26 protein-coding genes are annotated in these 22,726 nt (G+C 68.1%); 12 read left to right on the forward strand and 14 right to left on the reverse strand.

All coding sequences use genetic code 11. The features are described 5' to 3' along the window. Window positions 1–5 precede the first annotated feature (5 nt). On the reverse strand, window positions 6–1,448 hold the full coding sequence (locus LI334_RS04045; RefSeq protein WP_227261892.1) for a replication factor C large subunit: 1,443 nt from the start codon (window positions 1,446–1,448) through the stop codon (window positions 6–8). Window positions 1,449–1,569: 121 nt separating this feature from the next. Here LI334_RS04045 and LI334_RS04050 point away from each other — a divergent pair, with 121 nt between their 5' ends. Next, window positions 1,570–2,121: a transporter gene (locus LI334_RS04050; protein ID WP_227261893.1), complete on the forward strand. Its 552-nt coding sequence runs from the start codon at window positions 1,570–1,572 to the stop codon at window positions 2,119–2,121. On the opposite strand, the gene LI334_RS04055 is transcribed toward LI334_RS04050, so the two are convergent. Together LI334_RS04055 and LI334_RS04060 are read right to left on the reverse strand one after the other, a co-directional pair. After that, window positions 2,084–2,569, reverse strand: a complete 486-nt coding sequence (locus LI334_RS04055) for a GNAT family N-acetyltransferase (protein WP_227261894.1) — start codon at window positions 2,567–2,569, stop codon at window positions 2,084–2,086. The genes LI334_RS04050 and LI334_RS04055 overlap by 38 nt on opposite strands. A 24-nt stretch (window positions 2,570–2,593) precedes the next feature. Continuing rightward, complete coding sequence (locus LI334_RS04060; RefSeq protein ID WP_227261895.1) at window positions 2,594–3,220, reverse strand: metal-dependent hydrolase; 627 nt, start codon at window positions 3,218–3,220, stop codon at window positions 2,594–2,596. 77 nt (window positions 3,221–3,297) lie between these two features. Between LI334_RS04060 and LI334_RS04065 the strand changes: the two genes are divergently transcribed. Both LI334_RS04065 and LI334_RS04070 read left to right on the forward strand, forming a co-directional pair. Then, window positions 3,298–4,005 carry a helix-turn-helix domain-containing protein gene (locus LI334_RS04065; RefSeq protein WP_227261896.1) on the forward strand — a complete coding sequence of 236 codons (708 nt, stop codon included), beginning with the start codon at window positions 3,298–3,300 and terminating at the stop codon, window positions 4,003–4,005. A 153-nt stretch (window positions 4,006–4,158) separates the two neighbouring features. Beyond that, window positions 4,159–4,491, forward strand: a complete 333-nt coding sequence (locus LI334_RS04070; protein WP_227261897.1) for a hypothetical protein — start codon at window positions 4,159–4,161, stop codon at window positions 4,489–4,491. 4 nt (window positions 4,492–4,495) lie between these two features. Here LI334_RS04070 and hmgB read toward each other — a convergent pair whose 3' ends face one another. From hmgB to LI334_RS04095, 5 genes are all read right to left on the reverse strand, one after another. Next, window positions 4,496–5,833: a hydroxymethylglutaryl-CoA synthase gene (gene hmgB, locus LI334_RS04075; protein WP_227261898.1), complete on the reverse strand. Its 1,338-nt coding sequence runs from the start codon at window positions 5,831–5,833 to the stop codon at window positions 4,496–4,498. Between the two features lie 61 nt (window positions 5,834–5,894). Continuing rightward, the gene (locus LI334_RS04080) at window positions 5,895–8,648 is read right to left on the reverse strand and encodes a PA14 domain-containing protein (protein ID WP_227261899.1); all 2,754 of its coding nucleotides are present in this window, start codon (window positions 8,646–8,648) and stop codon (window positions 5,895–5,897) included. A 33-nt stretch (window positions 8,649–8,681) separates the two neighbouring features. Continuing rightward, window positions 8,682–9,260, reverse strand: a complete 579-nt coding sequence (locus LI334_RS04085) for a DUF2150 family protein (RefSeq protein WP_227261900.1) — start codon at window positions 9,258–9,260, stop codon at window positions 8,682–8,684. Between the two features lie 38 nt (window positions 9,261–9,298). Continuing rightward, window positions 9,299–10,141, reverse strand: coding sequence for a TatD family hydrolase (locus tag LI334_RS04090; RefSeq protein ID WP_227261901.1), 843 nt, complete (start codon window positions 10,139–10,141; stop codon window positions 9,299–9,301). A 32-nt stretch (window positions 10,142–10,173) separates the two neighbouring features. Then, window positions 10,174–10,614 (reverse strand): NYN domain-containing protein, encoded by a 441-nt coding sequence (locus LI334_RS04095; protein ID WP_227261902.1) that lies wholly within the window; start codon window positions 10,612–10,614, stop codon window positions 10,174–10,176. A gap of 135 nt (window positions 10,615–10,749) precedes the next feature. Here LI334_RS04095 and LI334_RS04100 point away from each other — a divergent pair, with 135 nt between their 5' ends. Beyond that, complete coding sequence (locus tag LI334_RS04100) at window positions 10,750–10,929, forward strand: hypothetical protein (RefSeq protein WP_227261903.1); 180 nt, start codon at window positions 10,750–10,752, stop codon at window positions 10,927–10,929. Here LI334_RS04100 and LI334_RS04105 read toward each other — a convergent pair. After that, on the reverse strand, window positions 10,920–11,135 hold the full coding sequence (locus LI334_RS04105) for a hypothetical protein (RefSeq protein ID WP_227261904.1): 216 nt from the start codon (window positions 11,133–11,135) through the stop codon (window positions 10,920–10,922). The genes LI334_RS04100 and LI334_RS04105 overlap by 10 nt on opposite strands. 166 nt (window positions 11,136–11,301) lie before the next feature. Here LI334_RS04105 and LI334_RS04110 point away from each other — a divergent pair, with 166 nt between their 5' ends. From LI334_RS04110 to LI334_RS04135, 6 genes are all read left to right on the forward strand, one after another. Then, a complete protein-coding gene (locus LI334_RS04110) occupies window positions 11,302–11,466 on the forward strand; it encodes a hypothetical protein (RefSeq protein WP_227261905.1) in 165 nt (54 codons plus the stop codon). 29 nt (window positions 11,467–11,495) lie between these two features. Continuing rightward, entirely contained in the window at window positions 11,496–12,575 is a 1,080-nt protein-coding gene (gcvT, locus tag LI334_RS04115) for a glycine cleavage system aminomethyltransferase GcvT (protein WP_227261906.1), read from the forward strand. Between the two features lie 3 nt (window positions 12,576–12,578). Further along, window positions 12,579–12,956: a glycine cleavage system protein GcvH gene (gene gcvH / locus LI334_RS04120; protein ID WP_227261907.1), complete on the forward strand. Its 378-nt coding sequence runs from the start codon at window positions 12,579–12,581 to the stop codon at window positions 12,954–12,956. A 153-nt stretch (window positions 12,957–13,109) separates the two neighbouring features. Next, a complete protein-coding gene (gene gcvPA / locus LI334_RS04125) occupies window positions 13,110–14,438 on the forward strand; it encodes an aminomethyl-transferring glycine dehydrogenase subunit GcvPA (protein WP_227261908.1) in 1,329 nt (442 codons plus the stop codon). 1 nt (window position 14,439) lies between these two features. Then, window positions 14,440–15,864: an aminomethyl-transferring glycine dehydrogenase subunit GcvPB gene (gene gcvPB, locus LI334_RS04130; RefSeq protein ID WP_227261909.1), complete on the forward strand. Its 1,425-nt coding sequence runs from the start codon at window positions 14,440–14,442 to the stop codon at window positions 15,862–15,864. A 32-nt stretch (window positions 15,865–15,896) separates the two neighbouring features. Beyond that, window positions 15,897–16,313, forward strand: a complete 417-nt coding sequence (locus tag LI334_RS04135; protein ID WP_227261910.1) for a CopG family ribbon-helix-helix protein — start codon at window positions 15,897–15,899, stop codon at window positions 16,311–16,313. Here the strand turns inward: LI334_RS04135 and LI334_RS04140 are convergent. From LI334_RS04140 to LI334_RS04150, 3 genes are all read right to left on the reverse strand, one after another. Continuing rightward, a complete protein-coding gene (locus LI334_RS04140; RefSeq protein ID WP_227261911.1) occupies window positions 16,274–16,534 on the reverse strand; it encodes a MarR family transcriptional regulator in 261 nt (86 codons plus the stop codon). The two genes, LI334_RS04135 and LI334_RS04140, sit on opposite strands and share 40 nt — an antisense overlap. Before the next feature lie 76 nt (window positions 16,535–16,610). Next, complete coding sequence (locus LI334_RS04145) at window positions 16,611–17,591, reverse strand: HEAT repeat domain-containing protein (RefSeq protein WP_227261912.1); 981 nt, start codon at window positions 17,589–17,591, stop codon at window positions 16,611–16,613. Window positions 17,592–17,833: 242 nt separating this feature from the next. Continuing rightward, window positions 17,834–17,998: a DUF7838 family putative zinc beta-ribbon protein gene (locus LI334_RS04150; RefSeq protein ID WP_227261913.1), complete on the reverse strand. Its 165-nt coding sequence runs from the start codon at window positions 17,996–17,998 to the stop codon at window positions 17,834–17,836. 81 nt (window positions 17,999–18,079) lie between these two features. Between LI334_RS04150 and LI334_RS04155 the strand changes: the two genes are divergently transcribed. After that, a complete protein-coding gene (locus LI334_RS04155; RefSeq protein WP_227261914.1) occupies window positions 18,080–19,354 on the forward strand; it encodes an MFS transporter in 1,275 nt (424 codons plus the stop codon). A gap of 79 nt (window positions 19,355–19,433) precedes the next feature. After that, on the forward strand, window positions 19,434–20,672 hold the full coding sequence (locus tag LI334_RS04160) for an ABC transporter substrate-binding protein (RefSeq protein WP_227261915.1): 1,239 nt from the start codon (window positions 19,434–19,436) through the stop codon (window positions 20,670–20,672). Here LI334_RS04160 and LI334_RS04165 read toward each other — a convergent pair. Both LI334_RS04165 and aspS read right to left on the reverse strand, forming a co-directional pair. Next, window positions 20,669–21,304 (reverse strand): NAD(P)-dependent oxidoreductase, encoded by a 636-nt coding sequence (locus tag LI334_RS04165; RefSeq protein ID WP_227261916.1) that lies wholly within the window; start codon window positions 21,302–21,304, stop codon window positions 20,669–20,671. The two genes, LI334_RS04160 and LI334_RS04165, sit on opposite strands and share 4 nt — an antisense overlap. A 58-nt stretch (window positions 21,305–21,362) precedes the next feature. Next, window positions 21,363–22,673 carry an aspartate--tRNA(Asn) ligase gene (gene aspS, locus LI334_RS04170; protein ID WP_227261917.1) on the reverse strand — a complete coding sequence of 437 codons (1,311 nt, stop codon included), beginning with the start codon at window positions 22,671–22,673 and terminating at the stop codon, window positions 21,363–21,365. Window positions 22,674–22,726 lie beyond the last annotated feature (53 nt).

Genomic DNA, 22,726 nt, shown 5'->3' on the forward strand with positions numbered 1-22,726 from the left:
GGGTCCTAGAAGAAGTCCTCCAACCCCGACTGCGCGTCGTCCGCCTCCTCCTCGCTCGCCTCCGCGTCGTCGTCTTCGTCCACGAACACGTCCGTCGCGTCCTCCTCGTCGCCGGGCTCCGCGTCGGAGAGGTCGGCCTGCCCCTCGAACGCGCCCCCCGAGTGCTCGACCGCGCGCTCCTCCCGGAGCTCCTCGGCGTCAGCGACGATGGACTCGACCTTGTTCGTGGTCTTCCCGCTCCCCGTGACGAACGCGACGTGCTCCTCGCTCATCTCGTAGGCGGCGGCCATCGCCACCGTGAGTTCGCGGTTCTTGCAGTGGTGCGTCATCGCCGCGAGGAACGGAATCAGTTCGCGGCGCGCGCTCGCCATGCTCACGCCCGCGGACTCCGCGATGTGGCGCGCGACGTAATCCCGCTTCTCCCGCGTGCCGCGCGAACTCCCGAGCTTCGACCAGTACGACGGCGGGCCGTACCGCGTCCAGCCCCCGTGGTCGCCCTGCCGCGCGGCCGCGACGCCCGCCGCGACGTTGTCGGTCGCGTACCGCCAGTACGAGTAGTTCTGGGTCGCGCGCACCCGCCCCAGCCACTTGTCCGCGTTCGACAGGAAGCCGTACGCGTCCGCCAACTCGGCTCCGGAATAGTCCTTCGGGACGTTGTCCTCCACCCAGTTCAGGAGGTCGTCCGGCGTCTCGTCCACGTCGTACGCCGCCTGCAGTGACTCCTGCGCGCCCTTGTTCTTGATGACGTCGTCGAGGAAGTCGAAGATGCCCTCCGTCGTGTCCCGGTCGCCCGTCACCACGTCCTCCGCTTCGAGCACCTCGTCCGTCTCCGCGAGCGCCTGCAGGTCGTTCACCGCAGACCGCAGGTCGCCCGCGTTCTTCCGCGCGAGCGCGTCCAGCGCGGCGTCCTTGTACTCCACGCCCTCCCGCCGACAGATGTCGCGCAGGACGGGAACGATGCTCCGCCGGGAGACGTCCCGGAACTCGATTTCGCGACAGGCGTTCCGGAGGCCGTTCGACATGTCGTAGTACTCGTTCGCGATGAGCACCATCGGCTGGCTCGCGTCCTTCACCAGCCGCGTCACCGCGCGCGCGCCGCCGCGGTCGGCGTTCCCGTGGATGTTGTCCGCCTCGTCCATGATGACGAGCTTCCGCCCGCCGGAGCCGCCGGTGAGCGTCCCCGACTTCGCCGCCTCGCCCGCGACGCGCTCGATGACGTCCTTCGTCCGGCTGTCGCTCGCGTTCAACTCGATGGTGTCCCAGCCCATGTCGCTCGCGAGCGCGTGCGCCGCCGACGTCTTCCCCACGCCCGGCGACCCGTGGACGATGACCGCCTCCCGGTGTTCCTCCCACGTCTCCGCCCACTGCTTCAGGGCGTCCCGGGCCTTGTCGTTGCCCCGAACCTCCGAGAGCGACGACGGGCGGTACTTCTCCATCCAATCAGACATTACCCGACGTAGGGGCGAACGGCGTTTAGTGGTTGCGAACACACCACCGACACCGATTTCATATCGCGAAATAGGATGTATCGGTCGTAACGGCTACGGTCGTTCCCCGCCAGTCCAGACTGTGACTCGAACCCCTCTCCGCGGAGCAGTCGCTGGCGCGCTGACGTACGCCCTCGGGTACGCGCTGGCGTACGCGACATCGAGCGGCGACATCGAGGACGAACTCGCCGCCCTGAACTTCCTCCTCGGCGTGTTCGGCCAGGACGCGGTGCCGACGTGGACGGCGGTCGGCTGGCTCGCCTACAACGCGATGTACGTCCCGCTCACCTACTGGAACACCACGCAGAACCTCCTCGCCAACGCCAGCCCCCTCGTCCACCTCGTTCCGGGCGTCCTGCTCGCGCTCGCGGGCGCCGGCGTCGCACTCTCCGGGACGGCACGAACGCCGACCGCGGGTGCGCGCGCCGGCGTCACGGTCACGCTCGGCTTCCTCCCCCTCGTCGCGCTCGGCGTCTTCGCGTTCACCGTCACGCGCGGCGACCTCACCGTCCGCCCCGACCCCGCGCTCGCCGTCGTCGCGGGCGCGCTCTACCCGCTCGCGTCCGGCGCGCTCGGCGGCGCGCTCGCCGGCTGGCTCAGAGGTCGCGCGCCACCAACTCGCCCCACGAACTGAACCCGTACCGGTCGTAGAACGCCCGCGCCCGCTCGTTCGCCGGATCCACGTCCAGCACAATCCGGTCGAGCGGGAGGCTCATGTCGCGCGCGGCGTCCAGCGCGGCCTCCAGCAGGTCGTCCGCGACGCCCGTTCCCCGATACGACTCCTTGACGAACACCTCGTTCAACACGGCCGAATCCCAGATGTACGCGAGCGACTCGGGGAGCACGAACACGTATCCGACGAGGCGACCGTCCTCGACGGCGACCTGCACGCTCCGCGGGTTCTCGGCGACGCAGTCCGCGACCCAGGACAGGTACTCCTCGCGGTACTCGTCGGTGAGTTTCGCCTCGTACGCCGCCTCCTTCGCGTCGTCGCCCGTTCCCTCTCCCAGTCCCGTCTCGAACGCGCGCTTCAAGCGCCAGAGTCCCTCGGTGTCGCCGTCGTACTCGCGTACCGTGCTCATACGTCTCGTCCGACTGGCCCCGAGTTAGCGCTGGCGCTCCCGGAACCGCGCCGCGAGCAGGAACCCGCTCAGGACGACCACGAGCAACCGGAACCCCGACGTGACCACGGGGAACACGCGCTCCACGTCCGCCGATTCCGCGCCCGCGCTCGGATCGACGCCCGTGTAGTAGTGCGTGTTCGCGGTCGTCCCGCCGACTGTGTCGCCCGCCGGGGAGAGGTCGACGAACGTCTGCACGAGGCCGCGCTGGTTCGAGAGGAGGAGTTCGCCGTTCACGGTGTAAAACCGGTCGTGCACGGGATAGAATGCGTTCACGCCGTTCACGACGAGGTCGGGAAGGACGCCGCCGAACACGAACGCCGCGAGCGCGACGAACGCCACCCGCACCCCGCGGTCGCCGTACCGCCGGCGGAGCCGCGAGATCGGCCGCCGGGTATCGACCGCGAGCGCGCCGAGCGCGACCGCCGGGAGCACGAGGTTGTGGAGGACGGCGCGGTGGCCGCCCGCTATCCAGAACCCGAGGAAGGTGTCGAAGTCGGGGAGCGCCGCCGCGGCGAGCACGACGAGTACGCTCCGCCGGTCGAACGCCGCCCCGAGCAGGGCGACGGCGACGATACCGCCGATGGCGACGTGAACGAGGGTCGAGGGCATACCGCGTGGTTCGCGCTCACCCGACATGGTTTCGTCGCCCGTCGATACGCTTTTTCACCGTCAAACGAAGAAGGGGTATGGACAGGGACGCGCGCGCGCACCTCGCGGAACGCATCGCCGGTGAAGTCACGTTGAGCGACGACCCCGGCGCGACCCTCCGGAAGTGGCGGACGGACTTCGGCGTCTCCCAGACCTCGCTGGCGGACGAACTCGACATCTCCTCGTCCGTCATTTCGGACTACGAGAGCGGACGGCGTGACTCGCCCGGAATCGGCCTCGTCAGCCGCCTCGTCACCGGACTTCTCGACATCGACGAATCGCGGGGCGGCGACCGCATCCGCCAGTACGGCCGCGTGCTCTCCGCGGGCTTCGAGAGCGACGTGGTGCTCGACCTCCGCGAGTACTCGACGACCGTTCCGCTCGCCGACCTCTACGACGCCGTCGGCGCGACCGAAGTCGCCGCCGGCGACCGCGACCGCGTGAGCGGCCACACGGTCATCAACAGCATCGAGGCCATCACGCGGCTCTCCGCCGAGGACTTCTACCGGCTCTACGGACAGAGCACGAACCGCGTGCTCGTGTTCACACAGGTCTCCCGGGGGGAGTCGCCGCTGGTCGCGCTCCGCGTCGTCAATCCCACGCCGAACGCCGTGCTCCTCCACGGCATCGACGAGGACGACCTCTGGGAGCACGCGCCCCGCCTCGCCCAGCGCGACGGCTTCTCGCTCGCCGTCACGAACCAGGACACCGATGACATGCTGGACGAACTCCGCGAGTTCCCGTAGGGCTTGCACGCCGACACCGCTCTGCCACGGGCGCTGTCGGCGGATTTCGCTCGCGCCCGTGACGCACTCGCTACGTCACGCCGCCCGCTGGCGTCGCCTCCCCTCATAAACGTTCGCCCGAGAGTTTTTCGCGATTCGCGCCGAGAAGGACGTGTGTCGCCCCGCCGTCCGGTTCTCGCGTTCGCCGCCGCCGTCTCCGTGTTCGCCGCCGTCGCGCTCGCGGTCACCGCCGCGCTCGACCCCTACGTCTGGCCGTCCGCGATAGTCGGCCTCCTCGCGGGGTCGGTCGCCGGCGTCGTCGCCCTCCTGTTCGTCCGCGCTCGCGCCAACACCGCGCTCGGGGTCGCGCTCGGCGTCTTCGGCATCGCCTTCCTCCCCGCGCTGGGCGCGCTCGTGCTTCTCCACGTGCAACTGTCGGTCGCGACTCCGGTCGCGGGCGTGATTGCGGCGCTCGCCGCCGGTGCGAGCGCGCTCAGAGAAAGATAGTGGGTTACTCGACGAACGTGTACTTCCGTTCGTTCATCGGCCCCCAGCCGTCGAACACGAACTCGCCTTCGGGCTGCGTGAACGGCTCCAGTTCCACGCGCTTCTCGTGGTTGTGGCGGTCGTGCACCTGCTCGTACTCGCTGAAGGAGATGTCGTAGCGGTCTTCGATTTGGTCGTAGATGTCACAGGCCTCGATTTCGTCCTTCCAGCCGTCGGCGACGGTCTCGGCGTGAATTTCGGCCTGTGCGCCCGAGCCGTACGAACCCACGAGAAGCGTCTCGCCCGCCATCTCGGTGCCCTCCTCGGCGGCTTCGAGGAGCGCGCTCATCCGCGCGATGTGGACGGAGCCGGTGTACCAGTTCCCGACCTCGCGGCTGATGGAGAGCGTCGGGTCGATGACCTCGGCGTACCAGTCCTGGTACTGCTCAGTGTCCCCGAGCGCGTCCATGTACTCCCGAATCGCCTCCTGGTAGGCGTCGTCGTCCTCGAACTCGCCGGGACGCGGCTGGCGGCCGATTTCGTCCGCGAGCGCGTCCTCGTGTTCCGTGTCCCGGACGACGTGCCGGTACGCGAGCAACGCGGCCTTCCGCACCATCCCCGGGAACGGCGTGTGGAACGGCGCGTACTCGAACCCGTCCAGTTCCACGTCGCCCGCGACGGACTCGTAGTCCTCCAGGGCCTCGCGCATCCGCGAGAGGTACACCTGCACCGAGCGCTTCCCGTCCACGCTCGGGAACTGCTGGTTCGGCTTCAGGAAGTCCGTCTCGTCCGCCGACCCGTACCCCTGCGCGTGGCTGAGTTCCACGAGACTCGGGTCTTCCGTGATGTACATCGCCACCGCGCCAGCGCCCTGCGTCGCCTCACCCGCGTCGCCGCGCGCGTACAGCGCCGTGTCCGTCGCGATGACCAGCGCGCCGCGACCGCGGTTCCGCCCAGCCTTGATCCAGTTGTACGCGTCGTCGATGCTCTGGGTGCCCGCGATGCACGCGAACTTCCGCTCGCCCTTGTTCGCGTGATGGAAGTCCTCGTCGTACACCTCTTCGAGGCAACCAGCGACGTACGTCGAAACCGGCTTCGAGTTGTCGAACGCGGACTCCGTCGCCACGTCGATACGCCCGATGTCGTCGGGTTCGAGGCCCTTCCGCTCCATCAGCTTGTACGCCGCGTTCGACGCCATCGTCACGATGTCCTCGTACGCGTCCGGGAAGCTCGACGCCCGCAGTCCGAGTCCCTTCGTGTACTTCGCCGGGTCGTCGCCCTTCTGCGGCGCGAACGTCTCCGGCAGGTCGAGCTTCAGTTTCCCCGTCCAGATTTCGACCGCGTCGATACCGACTGCTGTCATACTCGCGTCTATCAACACTGGCTATATGGGTTTGTCGATAGGGTGTTCGACGAACGTCGAATTACTGGTCGCTCGACTCGACCTGGATGTAGTCGATACGGATGCCCGAGTACGCGTTCGTCTGCGCCTCCACGCGGAGGTAGAGCGTTCCACCGCTGTTGATGTAGTCCACGACGGACTGCGAGAGCTGAATCGTCCGCGTCGTCGTGCTCCCGCTCTGCAACGAGTACGTCTGCCCGAGCGCCGTTCCGTCGGCCGTCACGGGCGTCACGTCGAAGCCCTGCCCCGAACTCATGCGGTAATCCCCGATGACGAGCGTGTGCTGGGAGCGCGACGGCAGACTCTCCACCGCGATACCGACTCGCGTCTGGAACCCGCCGATGGTGCCGTTGTAGTCCGTCGAACTGATGGTCACCACCTGGTTGTCGTTCGAGTCCACGTCCACGTTCCCGAACCCGGAGAGGTCGCCGTACGCGTTCTGCGGCGGAATGCTCGGATCCTCGTTCGTCTCCGTCGAGCCGTCGCCGTCCTTGAACGCGCTCGGATACGTCGTCACCGCCGCCGTCGTCCCGCCGGAGTACGACCGGACGGCCGCGTCCTGTCCGTTCGGCCCGACGACCACCACGCGCGCGTTCGCGGGCCGACTGTTCGGCTGGTGCTGGGTCGTCGTCGTCGGACTCGTCGTCGTCTCGTCGATGGTGCCGTCGTTGTCGAAGTCCCAGCGGTACTCCGTGATGTCGCCCGTGGAACCGCTCGCGTCCAACTCGTACGTGTCCGCGGAGTTCCCCGGGCCGTCGTCCGTCATCGTGATGGAGAGCGCCGCGGACGGCCCGCCGGACGCCGCCGCCGGCACCCGCGGCGTCAGCACGCTCTCCGGAATCTCCGCCTCCGCGAACCCGGGGCCGGCCCACGTGACCTCCAGCGTGTCCTGACTAGGCTCGCTGTTCCCCTCCTCGTCGTACGTGTTGTCGTAGTACGTGACCGTGATGTCGTGCTGGCCGGCGGTGAGGTACACGTCGCCGCTCGCCTTCTGGACGCTGTGGTCGCCCGCGTTGTCCACGACGAGCTGGCCGTCGATGTACAGCCGACTCCCGTCGTCGGACGTGGTGGCGAACGTGTACGTGCCGTCCTCGGGAACCGCGATGGACGCCGTGAAGTTGTACCCGTAGCCGTTCGTCCGCCGACCGCCGTACGCGTCGATGTCGAACGTGGACGCGTTCCCGTCAGCGACCGCCGTCTGCGCCTCGAAGTTCGGCATGTACGACCCGCTCCCGGTGTAGTCGCCCTCGTAGTACCGGAAGTACGTCCCGCCCGGCTGGGGCGTCGCCGGCCGCGTCACCTTCACCGCGAGTTCGTCACCGCCGACGGACGCCGTCGCGTGCACCCGCGTCTCCCCCGGGTTGACGTACATCTGGACGATAGACCGGCTGTCGCTCGTGCGGTTCTCCGAATCCGGGAAGTCCGCGACGCTCGTGTTCTCCGTCGCGTAATCGACGAGCACGCCGCTCAGACTCCCGCCGCTCGACGTGGACACCGTCGTCGAGGCGTTGATGTACGTGTTCGACGTGTTCACCACGAGCGTGTTGTTCTCCGAGTAGTACGCCACTCCCAGTCCCGGGTTGTTCGCCTCCATCCACTCCGTGTCCCACCGGAGGTTGTACGTTCCGCCGACCGTACCGTTCCCCGCCGTGGACTGCGCCACGTCGAACTCCACGCGGTCTGCGTCGTCGCTGTCGTCCCCGATGGTCGCGCGAGCGCTCGAACTCACCGCGCTGAACTCGTAGGTGACGCGGCCGTCGCTCCCCGTGGACTTGTCTCGCGAGCCGACAACGTCCCCGCCCGACACCGAAACGTCCGCGTTCGGCACGGGGTTGTTGTACTCGTCTCTGACCTCGAACGTCACCGGGTCGCCCACTCGCACCGTGTCGTTCCCGACGCGCGTGATGTACGCGGCCTCGGTGTCCACGGTCTGCGACCCGACGCCGATTTTCGCCGCGCGAAGCGTGTACTCCACGCCGCCCTCCAGGACGACCTGCACCTCGTTCTCGCCAGCCTGCGTGACGCTCACGACGTGCTCCTGGGTTCCGAGCGACGTGCGGTTACGCCACTCCGCGGCCGGCATCCGCGAACTGAACGTTATCGTGACGTTCCCGGTAGTGTTCGTCACGTCCACGGGGTTGTAGGGGCCGCTCAGCACGCTCGGGTCGACGGCGGACGCGGTCACGCCGTTCTGGAAGTAACTCCCGTTCAGCGCGACCAGCGTGATGGTCTCCCCGTCGACGAGCACCTGGTTGGACGCCGCCGGCACCGTGTGCACGTCCGCGAAGTCGTTGTACAGGAGGCCGTTCTCCAGCACGCGCGAGGGCGCGCCACCGTAGACGTTGTACTGGGCGTCGTACACGAGCGACTTCGTCGGATACGACAGGCTGTTGTTCTGCCTGGTGAAGAACTGCGCCGTCTCCTCGTCGTCGGTCACGGTGACGTTCGCGACGGAGAGCGTCGCGTTCCCGACCGTCTCAGTCTGTAACGTCCCCGTCGCGGACGGCGGGTTCACGAAGAACGTCCGCACCGGATACTGCGTCCCGAGCGCCACCGACTCCGGGCGTCCGCCGCCCGACCCCGCGGCGCTGAGAACCGAATTCCGCACCGCCACGAGGTCGGACTCGACCGCCTGGCTGTGCTGGAACTCGATGGCTTCGTTCTCCTGGGGGACGACGTACGCCTGGTAGGTGGAGAGGAGGATGACGAGGATGGCGAACATCAGGATGGCACCGATCTGCACGGTCACCCCGCGCTCGTCCTCCAGGAGTCGCATTACCTCTGCTTCCCGTCCGAGCGGGATAAATCCTTACTCGTCCTCTTCGACGACTTCGGGCTGTGCGAGCGCGCTCTGGAGGCTGTCGAGGCCGTTCACCCACTCGACGACCAACCCGTATTCGAGGTCGTCCGCGAGCTCCATCGGCAGGTCTTCGCCGTCGATGATGCGGGTGCCCGCGCAGGCGGCGAGGCCGAGCGCGCGGTCGAAGTCCTCCTCGTCCTCCGCGCCCGCCGCGGCCTGCACGTACTCCGTCACGTCGGCCTCGTCCGCGACGCCGTCCGCGACGTACTGCTCGGCCGAGTAGAACACGGCGACGAGGCTCGTCTGCACGCCGTCCACGAGCATCAGCGTGTCCTCGTCCGCGATGTCGGGTTCGGCGAGCACGGTGTCCCGAATCTTCGCGAGTTCGTCCAGCGTCTCCTCCTCGTCCAGGTCGCCGTCCTGGTAGTCGGTGACGATTTTCGCGACCGCGATGGCCACGTCGTCCTGGAGGTTCAGAAGGAGGCGGGCGGAGTCCTCCTCCTCGGGGTCGAGGTCTTCGTCCCGCAACCGGTCGAGCCAGTTCTGCCAGCGTTCGTCCGCGTAGTACTCTTCTTCGTTCTCACTCATACCCACAACGCCGGCCGCCCGGGTGAAAGTCCTTTCTTTTAGGCCAGGGAGGCCTGGGTGTCGATACCGTAGACCGCCCGCGGCGTCTCCACGTGCGCGTTCCTGACGGCGTCCTCGAACCCGTGTTCGAGCAGCCAGTTCACCCGACGCGGAACGGTCTTCGGCCCCATCACCATCCCCGGCCGGTCGGGGTCGTCCACGAAATCCGTCTCCATCAGGAAGGGCGTCCCGTTGGTCGCGGCGCGCTCCAGTCGGTCTTTCTCGCTCATCACGCTCGGCGTCACGCCCGCGAGTTCGCCCGCCGCGTAGTGCTTCACGACGCGGGACGGGTCGAGGCCCGCGTCGGCCGCCCACTCCCCGACTTCGGTGAGGTCTTCGGTCGCTTCGGTGTGGAGTTGTACCGCGAGGTCGCGGTCGGCCGCGAGCGCGAACGCGTGCCGCATCGTCTCGTTCGACGCCGCCCATACCTCATCAGATACGTCGTAGTGCGGCCGCCCCGACTTCAACGCCACCGCGTCGCTCGACGCGGCGTACTCCGCGGCCACCTCCAGTCCCGCCCGCATCAGGTCGCCCGCGTCTGCGGGACTGTGGCCGTCCTCGACCAACTGCGACACCAGGCCGGGGTGGACGCCGAGCACGGGCCACGCCCGCCCCCGGAGTTCTTCGGTCGCCCGTTCCGCGATTTCGATGGTCGTCTCGAACACGTGCTCGAAATCCTCCCGCGACTCGGGGAGGGGGCCGAGGTGCCACGAGGGCTTGTTCACCACGAGCAAGTGGGTGCCGCCGCTCCGCGCGAAGTCCTTCACGGCCTCGATGCCCCGCGCGTGCTCGGGGTCGAGGTGCATGTGGTCGTCGAGAACCGGCGTGCCGAGGTCGCGCATACCCACGGATAGCGGGCGGCCGCCTGAAGAAGCTACTCTTCGAGGAGGACGGCGTCCGTCGCCGCGTTCCGCAGGGCGTCCGAACTCCCGTGCTCGCCGGGCGTGACCGCGAGCGTGTCCACGCCCTCCCGCGCCGCCTTCTCCAGCACGGGCTTGAAGTCGATGTCGCGAGACGCGATGGCGAGCACGTCGATACCGCCGGACACCGCGAGCTCCGTGGCGTCCACCGCGAGTTTCACGTCCACGTCCCCGCTCGTCACCCGCACGTCGTACCCCCGGGCTTCGCCCGCCTGAATCAACCCCGGCGTCGCGTGCTGGTCGAGGTAGAGGCGGGTGACCGCGAGCGTCCCCGCGTCCTCGGCAGCCTCCCGCACGTCGTCTAAGTCCACATCGAACTCCTCGCGCAACACGTTCGGCCCGTCCACGAACAGGCCCACGCGCCGCCCGCCGTCAACGAGGTCGCGAAGTCCCATACCACGCGAAGGGCGCTCACTCCGCCTAACGGTTCCGGTCTCCTGTCCGACGTACCCTGATTCGAGTGCGAGAGTTGAAACAGGAAGCCGCCTCAGTCGGGCGTGCCAGCCACGAACCACACCAGCTGGCACACCATGCACTGCACCAACTGCGACAACACCACCGGTTTCTCGCTCACGCTCGCCTGCACACTCCCCGTTGACACACCCGCCGCGAACGGCCGGCCCGCGGTCTCGCTCACGCTCCAGTGCCGCCGCTGCGACAGCCTCGCGGTCGACGGTAACCCTATCGAGACGCTCCGCGATTACCTGTAGGCGGCCTCACGGAGGCGACGCGTCACGTCCGCCACCCGATCCGAAGACCAAAACCGACTGAAGTACTCGCGGTTCCGCACGGTCGCGAGACCGCCGTTTTCGAGCTCCTCGATCGCGGCGTCCGTCGCCTCGGATAGGCTCGTCCCCCGATAGACGCGTTCTCGACCGTTTCCGGTTTCTACGTCGACGCGAACGGTCGCGTTCACCCTCGACCCGTCGTGGACGACCGATGGGCCCGCGCGCAAGACTACGACACGCTCCGTGCTGGGTACTTCATCCGACCCTCGAAAGTGAACGTACTTGGACACGTTTGTGACTATTTCGTCTAAATAGCTACAAGGCCATAAGACTGCCGACCGGCCTAATCGGGGTATGGACGAGCGGATTCTCGGAACGACGAAAGTGACGGATCGGTGGCGGATGAGTCTCATCAAAGCCGTCCGGGAGGAGTTCGAGGCACAGGGCGAGAGCGTCGAGGTCGGCGACCAGGTCGTGTTCAAGAAGGTCGGGGAGAAGATCGTCATCGAACCCGCGTAGTTTTCACCCCCGCGTGAGACACCTCCGCTATGTCACTGCGGACTCCACCGCTCCGCGACGTACACGACGACGCCGGCGCGACGTTCACCGACTTCGGCGGTTGGGAGATGCCCGTCGAGTTCGACTCCATCCGCGAGGAACACGCCGCCGTCCGCGAGGACGCCGGCATCTTCGACGTCTCCCACATGGGCCAAATCGAGGTGTCCGGCCCCGACGCCGAACAGTTGATGCAGCGCCTCACCACGAACGACGTGAACGCGCTCGACCCCGGCGACGCCCACTACTCCAGCATCGTCACCGCCGACGGCCACCTCCTCGACGACACCGTCGTCTACGACCTCCCCGACCGCGACGGCTTCCTGTTCGTCCCGAACGCCGGCCACGACGAACAGATGGCCGACCGCTGGACGACCCACCGAGACGACTGGGGGCTGGACGCGACCGTCGAGAACCGAACCACCGAGTACGGGATGGTCGCCGTGCAGGGGCCGAACGCGCCCGACCTCGTCGCGGACGCGAGCGCAGGCGACGTGCTCGACCTCTCGATGTTCGAGACGACGCGCACCGAGGTCGCCGGGGTCTCCTGTCTCGTCTCCCGGTCGGGGTACACGGGCGAGGACGGCTTCGAACTCGTCTACGACAACGACCACGCGGAAACCGTCTGGGGCGCGTTCGACTGCCAGCCCTGCGGCCTCGGCGCGCGCGACACCCTCCGCATGGAGGCCGGCCTCCTGCTCTCCGGGCAGGACTTCGACGCCGAGTCGAACCCCCGCACGCCCTACGAGGCCGGCATCGGCTGGACGGTCAAACTCGACACGGAGTTCGTCGGCCGGGACGCGCTCGAACGCGCGAAGGAGGAGGGCGTTGACGAGACGTTCCGCGGGGTCGTCCTCCTGGAGCGCGGCGTCCCCCGACACGGCTACGACGTGACTGACGGCGACGGGACGGTCGTCGGCGAACTCACGAGCGGCACGATGAGTCCGACGCTCGACGAACCCATCGGCCTGGGCTACGTCTCCGCCGACTTCGAACCCGGCGACCGAGTCGGCGTCGTCATCCGCGGTGACGAGAAGAAGGCAGAACTTAGGACACCCCGCTTCCTCGACTGAACCATGAGCTTCGACGTACCCAGCGACCTGTACTACCTCGAATCGCACGAATGGTACGACCCCGACACCGGACGGGTCGGAATCAGCGACTTCGCGCAGGACGAACTCGGCGACGTGGTGTTCGTCGAACTCCCCGACGAGGGCGACGCCCTCGAACAGGACAACCAGTTCGGCGTCGTGGAGTCCATCAAGGCCGTCAGCGACCTCTACAGTCCCGTCTCCGGCGAGGTCTCTGACACGAACACCGACCTCGAAGACGCGCCCGAACTCGTGAACGACGAACCGTTCGGCGACGGCTGGATGCTCGAAGTCGAGGGCGTCGAGGAGTCCGAGCTGGACGACCTCCTCACCGCCGAGGAGTACCGCGAGCAAATCGAATAATTCTGCGGCGTCCGTGCGTACTCCGCGCCGAGATGTCGGCGTGGTAATGCACGGTCGTGTATTCTTCCGGGGTGTGTGGCGTTCCGGAACCGGGAGTATGATATCCGCGGGTTCGCATGAGACACGTATGCGAACGCACCGTGGTGAGACGCGATGAGCGGAGCGGGAGGGAGTCCGTACGCGCCCCACACGCCGGACGAGACGGCGGAGATGCTCGCGGCCGTCGACGCCGACTCCGTCGAAGACCTCTTCGACATCCCCGAGTCGGTTCGGTTCACGGACGAGTACGGCCTCGACGCCCGGACGGAACAGGAGACGCGACGCGAGGTCGCCGGCCTGCTCGCCGAGAACGACGACGTGACGGAGTTCCTCGGGCGCGGCCACTACGACCACTACGTCCCCTCGCTGGTCGACACCATCAGCCAGCGCTCCGAGTTCATCACCTCGTACACGCAGTACCAGCCCGAAATCACGCAGGGGTTCCTGCAGGTGCTGTTCGAGTACCAGAGCCTCCTCGTCGAACTCACGGGCCTCGAAATCGCGAACTGCTCGATGTACGACGCGGCGACCGCGCTCGCCGAGGCCGCGCTGCTCGCGAAGCGCGTCCGGCAGGCCGACGGCACGCGCGTCCTCCTCCCCGAGAACACCCGCGAGGAGCGCGTGAGCGTCGTCGAGAACTACGTCTCCGGCAACGACCTCACCGTCGAGACCTACCCCACGGAGAACGGCACCGTGAACCTCGACGCGCTCCGCGAGGCCGTGGACGACGACACACTGTTCGTGTACGCGGAGAACCCCAGCACCGAGGGCGTCATCGAGGAGTCCTTGCACGAAATCGGCGCGCTCGCGGACGACCACGACGCCCTGTTCTGCCTCGGCAGCGACCCGGTCGCGCTCAGCCTCCTCCAGCGCCCCGTGGACGTGGGCGCGGACGTGGTCGTCGGGGACGCCGCCGTCCTCGGGATGCCCACGAGCTACGGCATGGGACTCGGCCTGTTCGCCTGCCGGGAAGACTTCCTCCGGCAGGTTCCCGGCCGATTGGTCGGCGCGAGCGAGGACGCGGCGGGCAAGCGCGCGTACACGCTGACGCTCCAGACGCGCGAGCAACACATCCGCCGCGAGCGCGCCACCTCCAACATCTGCACGAACCAGGCGTGGGTCGCGCTCCGCACCGCGATTCACGCCGCCCAACTCGGCCCCGGGGGGCTCGTTGACCTCGCAGAACAGATGGTCGAACTCCCCCGCGAGCTGGCCGCCGAACTCGACGACGTGAGGGGCGTCCGCGCGCCCGTCAACGACGGCCACCACTTCCGCGAGTTCGTCGCGCACACCGACCAGCCCGCGCCCGCGGTCGCAGCTGACCTCGAAGCCGAGGGGTTCGCCGTGCACGCGGTCGGCGACCACGAACTCCAGGTCTGCGTGACCGACGCGAACGAGCCCGCGATTCCTGACCTCGTCGCGGCGTTCGAGGAGGTGGCCTGAAATGGAGCGCTACGACCAGGCGCGCTTCAGCCAGGCGGACGACGCCGAGTACGAACCCCTGCTCTCCGAGAAGAGCACCGAGGAAGTCGAGGTCGAGTCCTCGCTCCCGGACGACCTCACGCGGGACTCGCTCGAACTCCCCGACCTCTCCGAACCCGAACTCGTCCGGCACTACGTCCGGCTGAGCCAGCAGAACTACGGCGTCGACACCGGCCCCTACCCGCTCGGGTCGTGCACGATGAAGTACAACCCGAAGTTCACCGAAGACCTCGCGGCCCGTCCCGAGGCGGCCGTCCACCCCGACCGCTCCGAGGAGAGCGTGCAGGGCACGCTCGGCCTCCTCCACGGCCTCCAGGAGCAGTTGAAGAAGATCGGCGGAATGGACGCGGTGACGCTCCAGCCGCCCGCGGGCGCGGCCGGCGAGTTCGCCGGCATCCTCCTCGCGAAGGCCTACCACGAGTCCCGGGGGGAGGGCGCACAACGCGACGAAATCGTCATCCCCGACTCGGCGCACGGCACGAACTTCGCGTCCGCCGCGCTCGGCGGCTACGACGTGGTTGAACTCCCGTCCGCCGACGACGGCCGCGTCGACCTCGACGCCCTGGAGGCCGCGGTCGGCGAGAACACCGCCGCCCTGATGCTCACGAACCCGAACACGCTCGGCCTCTTCGAGCGCGACATCGAGGAAATCGCGGACGTCGTCCACGACGCCGGGGGACTGCTCTACTACGACGGCGCGAACCTGAACGCGCTCCTCGGGCGCGCCCGCCCCGGCGACATGGGCTTCGACATCATGCACTTCAACGTCCACAAGACGTTCGCCACCCCGCACGGGGGCGGCGGCCCCGGAGCCGGCCCGGTCGGCGTCACCGACGACCTCGCGGAGTTCCTCCCGAACCCCCAGGTCAGGGAGACCGACGCCGGCTTCGAGTTCTTCGAACCCGACTCCAGCATCGGGAAGGTGCACGGGTTCTACGGGAACTGGCTCGTGCTCGTGAAGGCGTACGCGTACATCGCCCGCCTCGGCGACGACGGCCTCGGTGACGCCGCCGCGAAGGCCGTGCTGAACGCGAACTACCTCGCCGAACAGGTCGAGTACGACGTGCCGTTCGAGCCGTTCCACCACGAGTTCGTCGCGTCCGCGGGCGACCAGGACGCCGCGGACGTAGCGAAGCGCATGCTCGACTACGCCGTCCACCCGCCGACGACGAAGTGGCCGGAAATCGTCAGCGAGGCCTTGATGACCGAACCGACCGAGGTGGAGAGCAAGCGCACGCTCGACCAGCTCGCCGCCGCGTTCAACGCCGTCGCCGACGAATCCACCGAGACCATCGAGAGCGCGCCGGAGCGGACGACAGCGCGCCGCATCGACCAGACCGAGGCCGCGCGCAACCCCCGGCTCTCCTGGCACGCCCTCGATAACTAAGGATTAATAATCTCCCCCGGTTCTCTTAGCATATGGCCGTCGTCAGCGTCTCCATGCCGGACGAACTCCTCGAACGAATCGACGACTTCGCGGACTCACACGGCTACACCGGCCGGAGCGAAGTGTTCCGGGAAGCCGCGCGCAACCTCCTCGGCGAGTTCGAGGACAAACGCCTCGAAGACCGCGAACTCCTCGGCGTCGTCACCGTCCTCTTCGACTACCAGAGCACGACCGTCGAGGAACGCATGATTCGACTCCGCCACGAGTACGAGGGCCTCGTCTCCTCGAACGTCCACAACCACGTCGGCGACCACTACTGCATGGAACTGTTCATCCTCGACGGCACGCTCGAAGACATCTCGGAGTTCGTCGGGCGCGTCCGCGCGACCCAGGACACGCTCACCGTCGACTACTCCGTTATTCCCGTCGACGGCTTCGCCGGACTCTGAGGCGCGTACAGTTTCTTCCGCGCGTCGAGCGGATACACGCGCTCGTCCACCAGGTCGGCGTCCGCGAGCAACCCGATAGCGTGCCTGGTGGTGCGCTTCGACAACCGACTGCGCTCCCTGATGTCCGCCTGCGTCAGCGGCGACTCCGTCTCCAGCACCTTGTACACGAGCTTCGCGCTCGGCGGCAGGGACTCAATACGTGATTCGGCAAAAACGACCACTGGACTGCTGTGCCATACTCGACCACTCGCACCCCGGGAGGGTATCGGTTTCCCTCGCGACAGACCTGGCCGGTACCTACCGGGGCGCGCCACAGCGCGGACACGTCGGCGGGCCGCCCGACGCCGGGAGTGCGAGCCCGCAGTGCTGGCACTCGCCGTCGGGCGCGGTCATCTCCGCCACCGCCGCCCGCGTGGTGCGCCGCACGCCCGCCAGCGTCCCCACGTCCGCGGGCGCGTCGCCGTCCTCGGCGGCGGGGAGCGCGAACCGCGCGCGCTCGGCGACGAACGCCTCGTCGTCCATCGCGTCCGCCAATCCGTCCACGGGGAGCGCCGCGTCCGTGTCGGCGCGTGCGAGCAGGCCGAGCGCCTCCGCGGCGCGGCCGCGAACGTGCACGCGGTCGTCGCTCAGTCGGTCTGCGAGCGCGTCCGCCGCGTCCGCGAGCCGCTCCGGGTGTTCCGTCGCGACCGCGACCAGCGCCGACGCGAGGTGGTAGCGAACGCGCTCGCTCCCGTCGTCGAGGTGGCCGGCGAGCGCCCCCGCGTGGTTGCGGAGTCGGTTCGGGTCGCCGAGCGCGACGCATTCGAGCGCCTGCGCCAGCCGCTCGCGCACCTCCGGCTCGTCGAATTCGAGGCCGACGCGGAGGTCGGCGAGCACGGCCGGCGACGCGACGTCCGGGTGGTCGAGCGCGACGTACCCGAGCGCCTCGGCGCACCGCGCGCGAACGAAGTAGAACTCGTCGTCGTCCCGCAACCGGTCTGCGAGCGCGTCCGCCACCGGGCGAACCGCGTCCGGGTCGGCGTCCGCGAGCGCCGCGAACAGCTTCGCCGCGCCCAGCCGGAACGACCGCTCGTCGTCCGTCAGGAACGGAACGACCGCGGCCGCGACCCCGGCGACCGCGCCCGGCCGGTCGTCCGCGAGGTCGCGGAGCGCGTTCAACGCCCGTCGTCGCACCGCCGCGTCGGCGTCCATCACCCGCGCGAGGCCGTCGCTCGCGGCGTCGTACTCGCCGTCCCGGAGAAGCGCTCGCAGTCGGTCGGTCGCTGGCGGGTCGTCCATCGGCCGGTGACTCGTTCGTTCGCGTCCGCCGCCTTCAACGCTCGGGTTCCCGCGTCACGTCTGACTCTGATAGAGGCGCACGACGATGGCGACCCCGACGAACAGGTCGGGCAGGAAGCCGAACACCCCGATGTCCGGCCGCGGACTGAACCCAACTCAGGAATTCTATATCCCGAAATACGATTTATCGGATGGCGCGCGAGCCGGCGGCTCACCGGTGGAGAACGAGAGAATTCGACGTTCTAGACCGCGGTGGAGTCGATTCCGTTGATGCGCACGAACCCGAATCCGCACTCGGGGCAGTACCACTTCGTCTTCAGTCCGAGGTGGAGGTGCGTCGCGGCGGCGCGGTAGAACTCGCGCTCCTCGTCGCACTCCGGACACTCGTGGTCGAGTTCACGGGCCATACTCGGCGTCTCGAACCGTGTCGTGTTGAATCGTTCGGTCCGTCCGACCATTCAATACTCGGGCGTCCGAGGACTCGCGTGATGGCCGACTCCCCGGACTCCCTGGACGCGTTCCGCCAGTTCGCGGCGCTCGAACGCGGCGTGCTCGTCGTCTCCGTGGCGATGTTCGCGTTCAGCCTCGCGTTCCAGATGACCAGCCGGTACGTCCCCGAGTACCTCACCGTGCTCGGCGCGAGCGCCGGCGTCGTCGGCCTCTACGGGAGCGTCGGCAACCTCGTGAGCGCCGTCTACCCCTACCCCGGCGGCCGGCTCTCCGACCGCATCGGGTCGCGGCGCGCGCTCACGCTGTTCGGCGCGCTCTCCACGCTCGGCTTCCTCGTCTGGTGGGCCGCCCCCCGCCTCGCCACTCCGACCGTCCCCGCGTGGCTCTGGATATTCCTGGGGTTGTTCCTCACGCAGGCGTGGAAGTCGCTCGGCCTGGGCGCGACGTTCGCTATCGTGAAGCAGAGCGTCGCGCCCGACCGCCTCGCCACGGGGTTCGCGAGCACGGAGACGTTCCGCCGCACCGGCTTCCTCCTCGGGCCGCTGCTCGCCGCCGCCGTGCTCGCCGTCGTCGCGGACTTCACCGCGGGGTTCCGGTGGGTGCTCCTCGTCGGCGTCGCGTTCGCCCTGCTCGCCACCCTCGGCCAGCACTGGCTGTACGACGCCAGCCGGGACTCCCTCGGGAAGTCCTTCTCGGGCGTGTCGAGCGTGCTCGACGACCTCCGCGGCCTCCCGCGCGAACTCCGCCCGCTCCTCGTCGCGGACACGCTCGTCCGCTTCGGGAACGGCATGGTGTACGTGTTCTTCGTGCTCGTCGTCACCGACCTCCGCGCCGTCTCCTTCAGGGCGTTCGGCGTCACCCTCGCCCCGGCGGCGTTCTTCGGCGTCCTGCTCGCCGTCGAGATGGCCGTCGCGCTCCTCAGCATGCTCCCCGTCGCCCGGCTCGCCGACCGTGTCGGCCTCAAACCTGTCGTCGCGCTCGGGTTCGCGGTGTACGCCGTCTTCCCCGTCCTCCTCGTGTTCGCGCCCGCCAGCCAGTGGGTGTTCGTCGCGCTGTTCGCGTTCTCCGGCCTCCGGTTCGCCGGCCTGCCCGCGCACAAGGCGCTCATCGTCGGCCCCGCCGCCCGCGACGAGGGCGGGAGCACCACCGGCGCGTACTACCTCGTGCGGAACGTCGTCGTGGTTCCGAGCGCGCTCCTCGGCGGCCTGCTCTACGACCACGACCCCGTTCTCGCGTTCACCGTCGCGTCCGTCGTCGGGTCGTTCGGCGTGCTCTACTTCCTCGCCCGCGGCGAACGCTTCCACCCAGAATAAACCACATTCGACTATACAGAAAAGCCGGGCGCGGGCGCAGACAGTAACGCCTTTAATTCTTTAGGCCACCCTAAACCGTATGGCTCCGAACCCGGACGACCAGACCGACACGACGCGCAGGAGATACCTCGCATCCGCCGGTGCGCTCGCCGGCAGCGCCCTGCTCGCCGGCTGTCAGAGCGGGAGCGACACGACGACCTCCAGCACGGACGCCACGACCGAGGCGACGACGGACGCCACCACGCAGGCGACCACCGACGAGAGCGGGCCGTACTCGGTGTCGATGGCTCCCGTCGGCGACGTCGAGTTCGAGGAACCGCCGTCGAACGTGATGGTGTACAGCCTCCTCTACGCGGACATGGCGGTCGCGTACGGCTACGGCGACGCCGTGAACTCCCTCGGATTCAGCACGAACGCCGCCGGCTCCCTCCACGCCTACTACGATCAGCTCGACGGCGTCTCCTTCGACCAGTCCGGCCTCACCCAGCTGAATCAGGGCGGCTCCGGCATCACCGTGGACAAGGAGGTGTTCTACGACCTCAACAGCGACCTCCACCTCATCGACCCCGCGCTCGTCGTCTCCTTCGACGGCTGGGACATCGGCGACGTGGAGGAGATTCGGGACAACGTCGCGCCCTGGTTCGGGAACGTCCTCAGCCGCCGGAACACCGAACCCCCGGAGGCGTACGCGGACTCCTACGAGTACTACACGCTCTGGGAGATAGCGGAGACGGTCTCCCAGGTGTTCCAGGCGCAGGAGCGCTACGACGCGCTCGCCGCGATTCACGACGACATGCTCGCGACGATTCAGTCCGGCCTCCCGCCGGAGTCCGAGCGCCCGACCGTCGCGTCCGTCATCTTCATCGACGGCACCTTCTACCCCTCCAAGTTCAACGCCGACGGGTTCGCGCACGCCCACACTCGGCCGATGCAGGCCCCGGGCGCGTTCACGGAGAGCGACGTGTCCTACCAGTCCGCGTACGACTACGAGACGATGCTCGAAGTCGACCCCGACGTCATCATCAACCGCTACAGCTACTCCTACTACGACATCGCGAGCGTCCGCCAGAGCCTCGAAGAGAACGAGGTCGGAAGTCGGCTCACCGCGGTGCAGAACGACCGCGTGTACGCGGGCGGCAACCCCCTCCAGGGGCCCGTGATGAACCTCTTCCAGCTGGAGATGACTGCCAAGCAACTGTACCCCGAGCAGTTCGGCGAGTGGCCGGGCTACGACGGCGGCCCCTACCCCGAGATTCCCGAAGACGAGCAGTTGTTCGACCGCGACGAGGTCGCGGCCATCATGACCGGCGAGTTCTAGTAGCCGACGCCGACGTTCTCGTGGACGAACGCCTCGTTTTCGAGTTCGTCCACGAACGCGACCGCGAAGTCCTCCATCGTGATGTAACTGTCTCCCTCGTCGTCCGCGACGAGTTCGTCCACGTTCGTTCTGTATTCGCCGGTGCGCTCGCCGGGTTCGATCATCGCCGCGGGCGCGACGTACGTCCACGCGATGTCGTCGGCGTCCCGGAGGCGCTCCAGGGCGTCGATAGCGGAGCGCGCGAGGCCCTCCCAGTCGTCCGGGAACTCCTCGGTGTCAACGAGCAGGGTGTCGGGCGCGACGCGCAGGCCGCCCGCGCCGCCCGTCCACACGAGGCGCTCCACGTCCGCGCGCCGCATCCCCGCGAGCACGGCGTCCATCATCTCGGGGAGCACGTCCGGCGTCTCGCTTCCGGCGGGGCCGAGCGCGGACGCGACGGCGTCGTGGCCGGCGGCGAGCCGCGCTACCTCGTCGGGGTCGGTGGCGTCACCGACGACGCTCGTGAAGTCCTCGTCCTCGATATCGTCTACGCCGCTCCGGGAGACGCCGGTGACCGCGTGGCCGCGGTCGAGGAGTTCGTTCGTGATTCGGTGGCCGATGCGTCCGCTCGCGCCGAGCAGTAGTACGCGCATACCCGAGGATTCGTCGCGCGGGTGAAAGGAGTTCGCGAGTGAGCGCGCGCTGCCGGCTTCAGGGCGCGAGCCGGTTCGGGTCGCGCGGGAACAGGATCGCTTCCTTGATGTTGTCGAGGTCGCAGACCTGCTGGACGAGCCGGTCGATTCCGAGGCCGTACCCGCCGTGGGGCGGCGTGCCGTAGCTCAGCGCGTCGAGGTAGAACTCGAAGTTCGACTCGTCCACGCCTTCCGCCTGCATCATCTCACGCATCGCATCGACGTCGTGCTGGCGCTGGCCGCCCGAGGAGAGCTCCTGGCCCTTGTAGATGAGGTCGAACTTCCGGGACGCGATGTCGTCGCCCTCGACGTTCTGCATGTAGTAGAACTTCTCGTCGGGGTAGCCGACGACGAAGAACGCGGGATGGCCCTGTTCTTCGAAGTACTCGCCGAGCAGTTTCTCGCCCTTCGTGTCGAGGTCGGTCGGGTCGTCCGGGAAGTGCCCGAACTCGTCTTCGAGGATGTCGAGCGCCTCGTCGAACGTGATGCGCGGGAAGTCCTCGTCGGGAACCGTGAGGTCGACGCCGAGTTCGTCGAGTTCGTGTTCGGCGTGCTCCGCGACCTGTTCCAGGGCGTACCGGAGGCTCTCCTCCTGCACGTCCATCACGTCGTCGTGGTCTTCGATGTACGCGAGTTCGACGTCGAACATCGCGATTTCGGAGACGTGGCGGCTCGTCGCGAAGTCCTCCGCGCGGAACGCCGTGCCCGTCTCGTATATCTTGTCGAAGCCCGACGCCATCAGAATCTGCTTGTAGAGCTGAGGGCTCTGAGAGAGGAAGGCTTCCTCCTCGTAGTAGACGACGGGGAACAGTTCCGCGCCGCCCTCCGCGCCGCCCTTCGAGATGAGGGGCGTGTCCACGTCCACGAATCCCTCGCGCTCGAACCAGTCCTCCATCGCGTCCATCAGCACGGACTTCAGGGTGAAGATGGCCTTCACTTCCGGCTGGCGGAGGTCGATGCCGCGGTTGTCGAGGCGGGTGGAGAGGTCGGCCTCGACGTCCTTCGAGATTTCGAGCGGGAGCGGCGCGTCCGCCTCGTCGATGAGTTCGAGCGATTCGGGGACGAGTTCGACGCCGCCCGGCGCTTGCCCGGACTCCGTGACTTCGCCCTCGATGCGAACCACGTCCTCCGCGCCGAGGTCTTCCGCGTCCTCGAACAGGGCGGGTTCGCGGTCTTCCTTGAACACGGCCTGCAGGAGGCCTTCGCGGTCGCGGACGATGACGAAGACGAGGCCGCCGAGGTCGCGGAGTTCGTGGACGTGCCCCGCGATGGCGACGGTCTCGCCGTCCATCTCCGGCGTCACGTCGCCGGTGTAGGTGCGGTCTATCATCTACAGTCGCGTAGTCTACTCGTCCACTTGACTACTGCTATCTCGCCCGGAAA

It is taken from the genome of Salarchaeum japonicum (assembly GCF_020614395.1).
Taxonomy (GTDB): Archaea; Halobacteriota; Halobacteria; order Halobacteriales; family Halobacteriaceae; genus Salarchaeum; species Salarchaeum japonicum.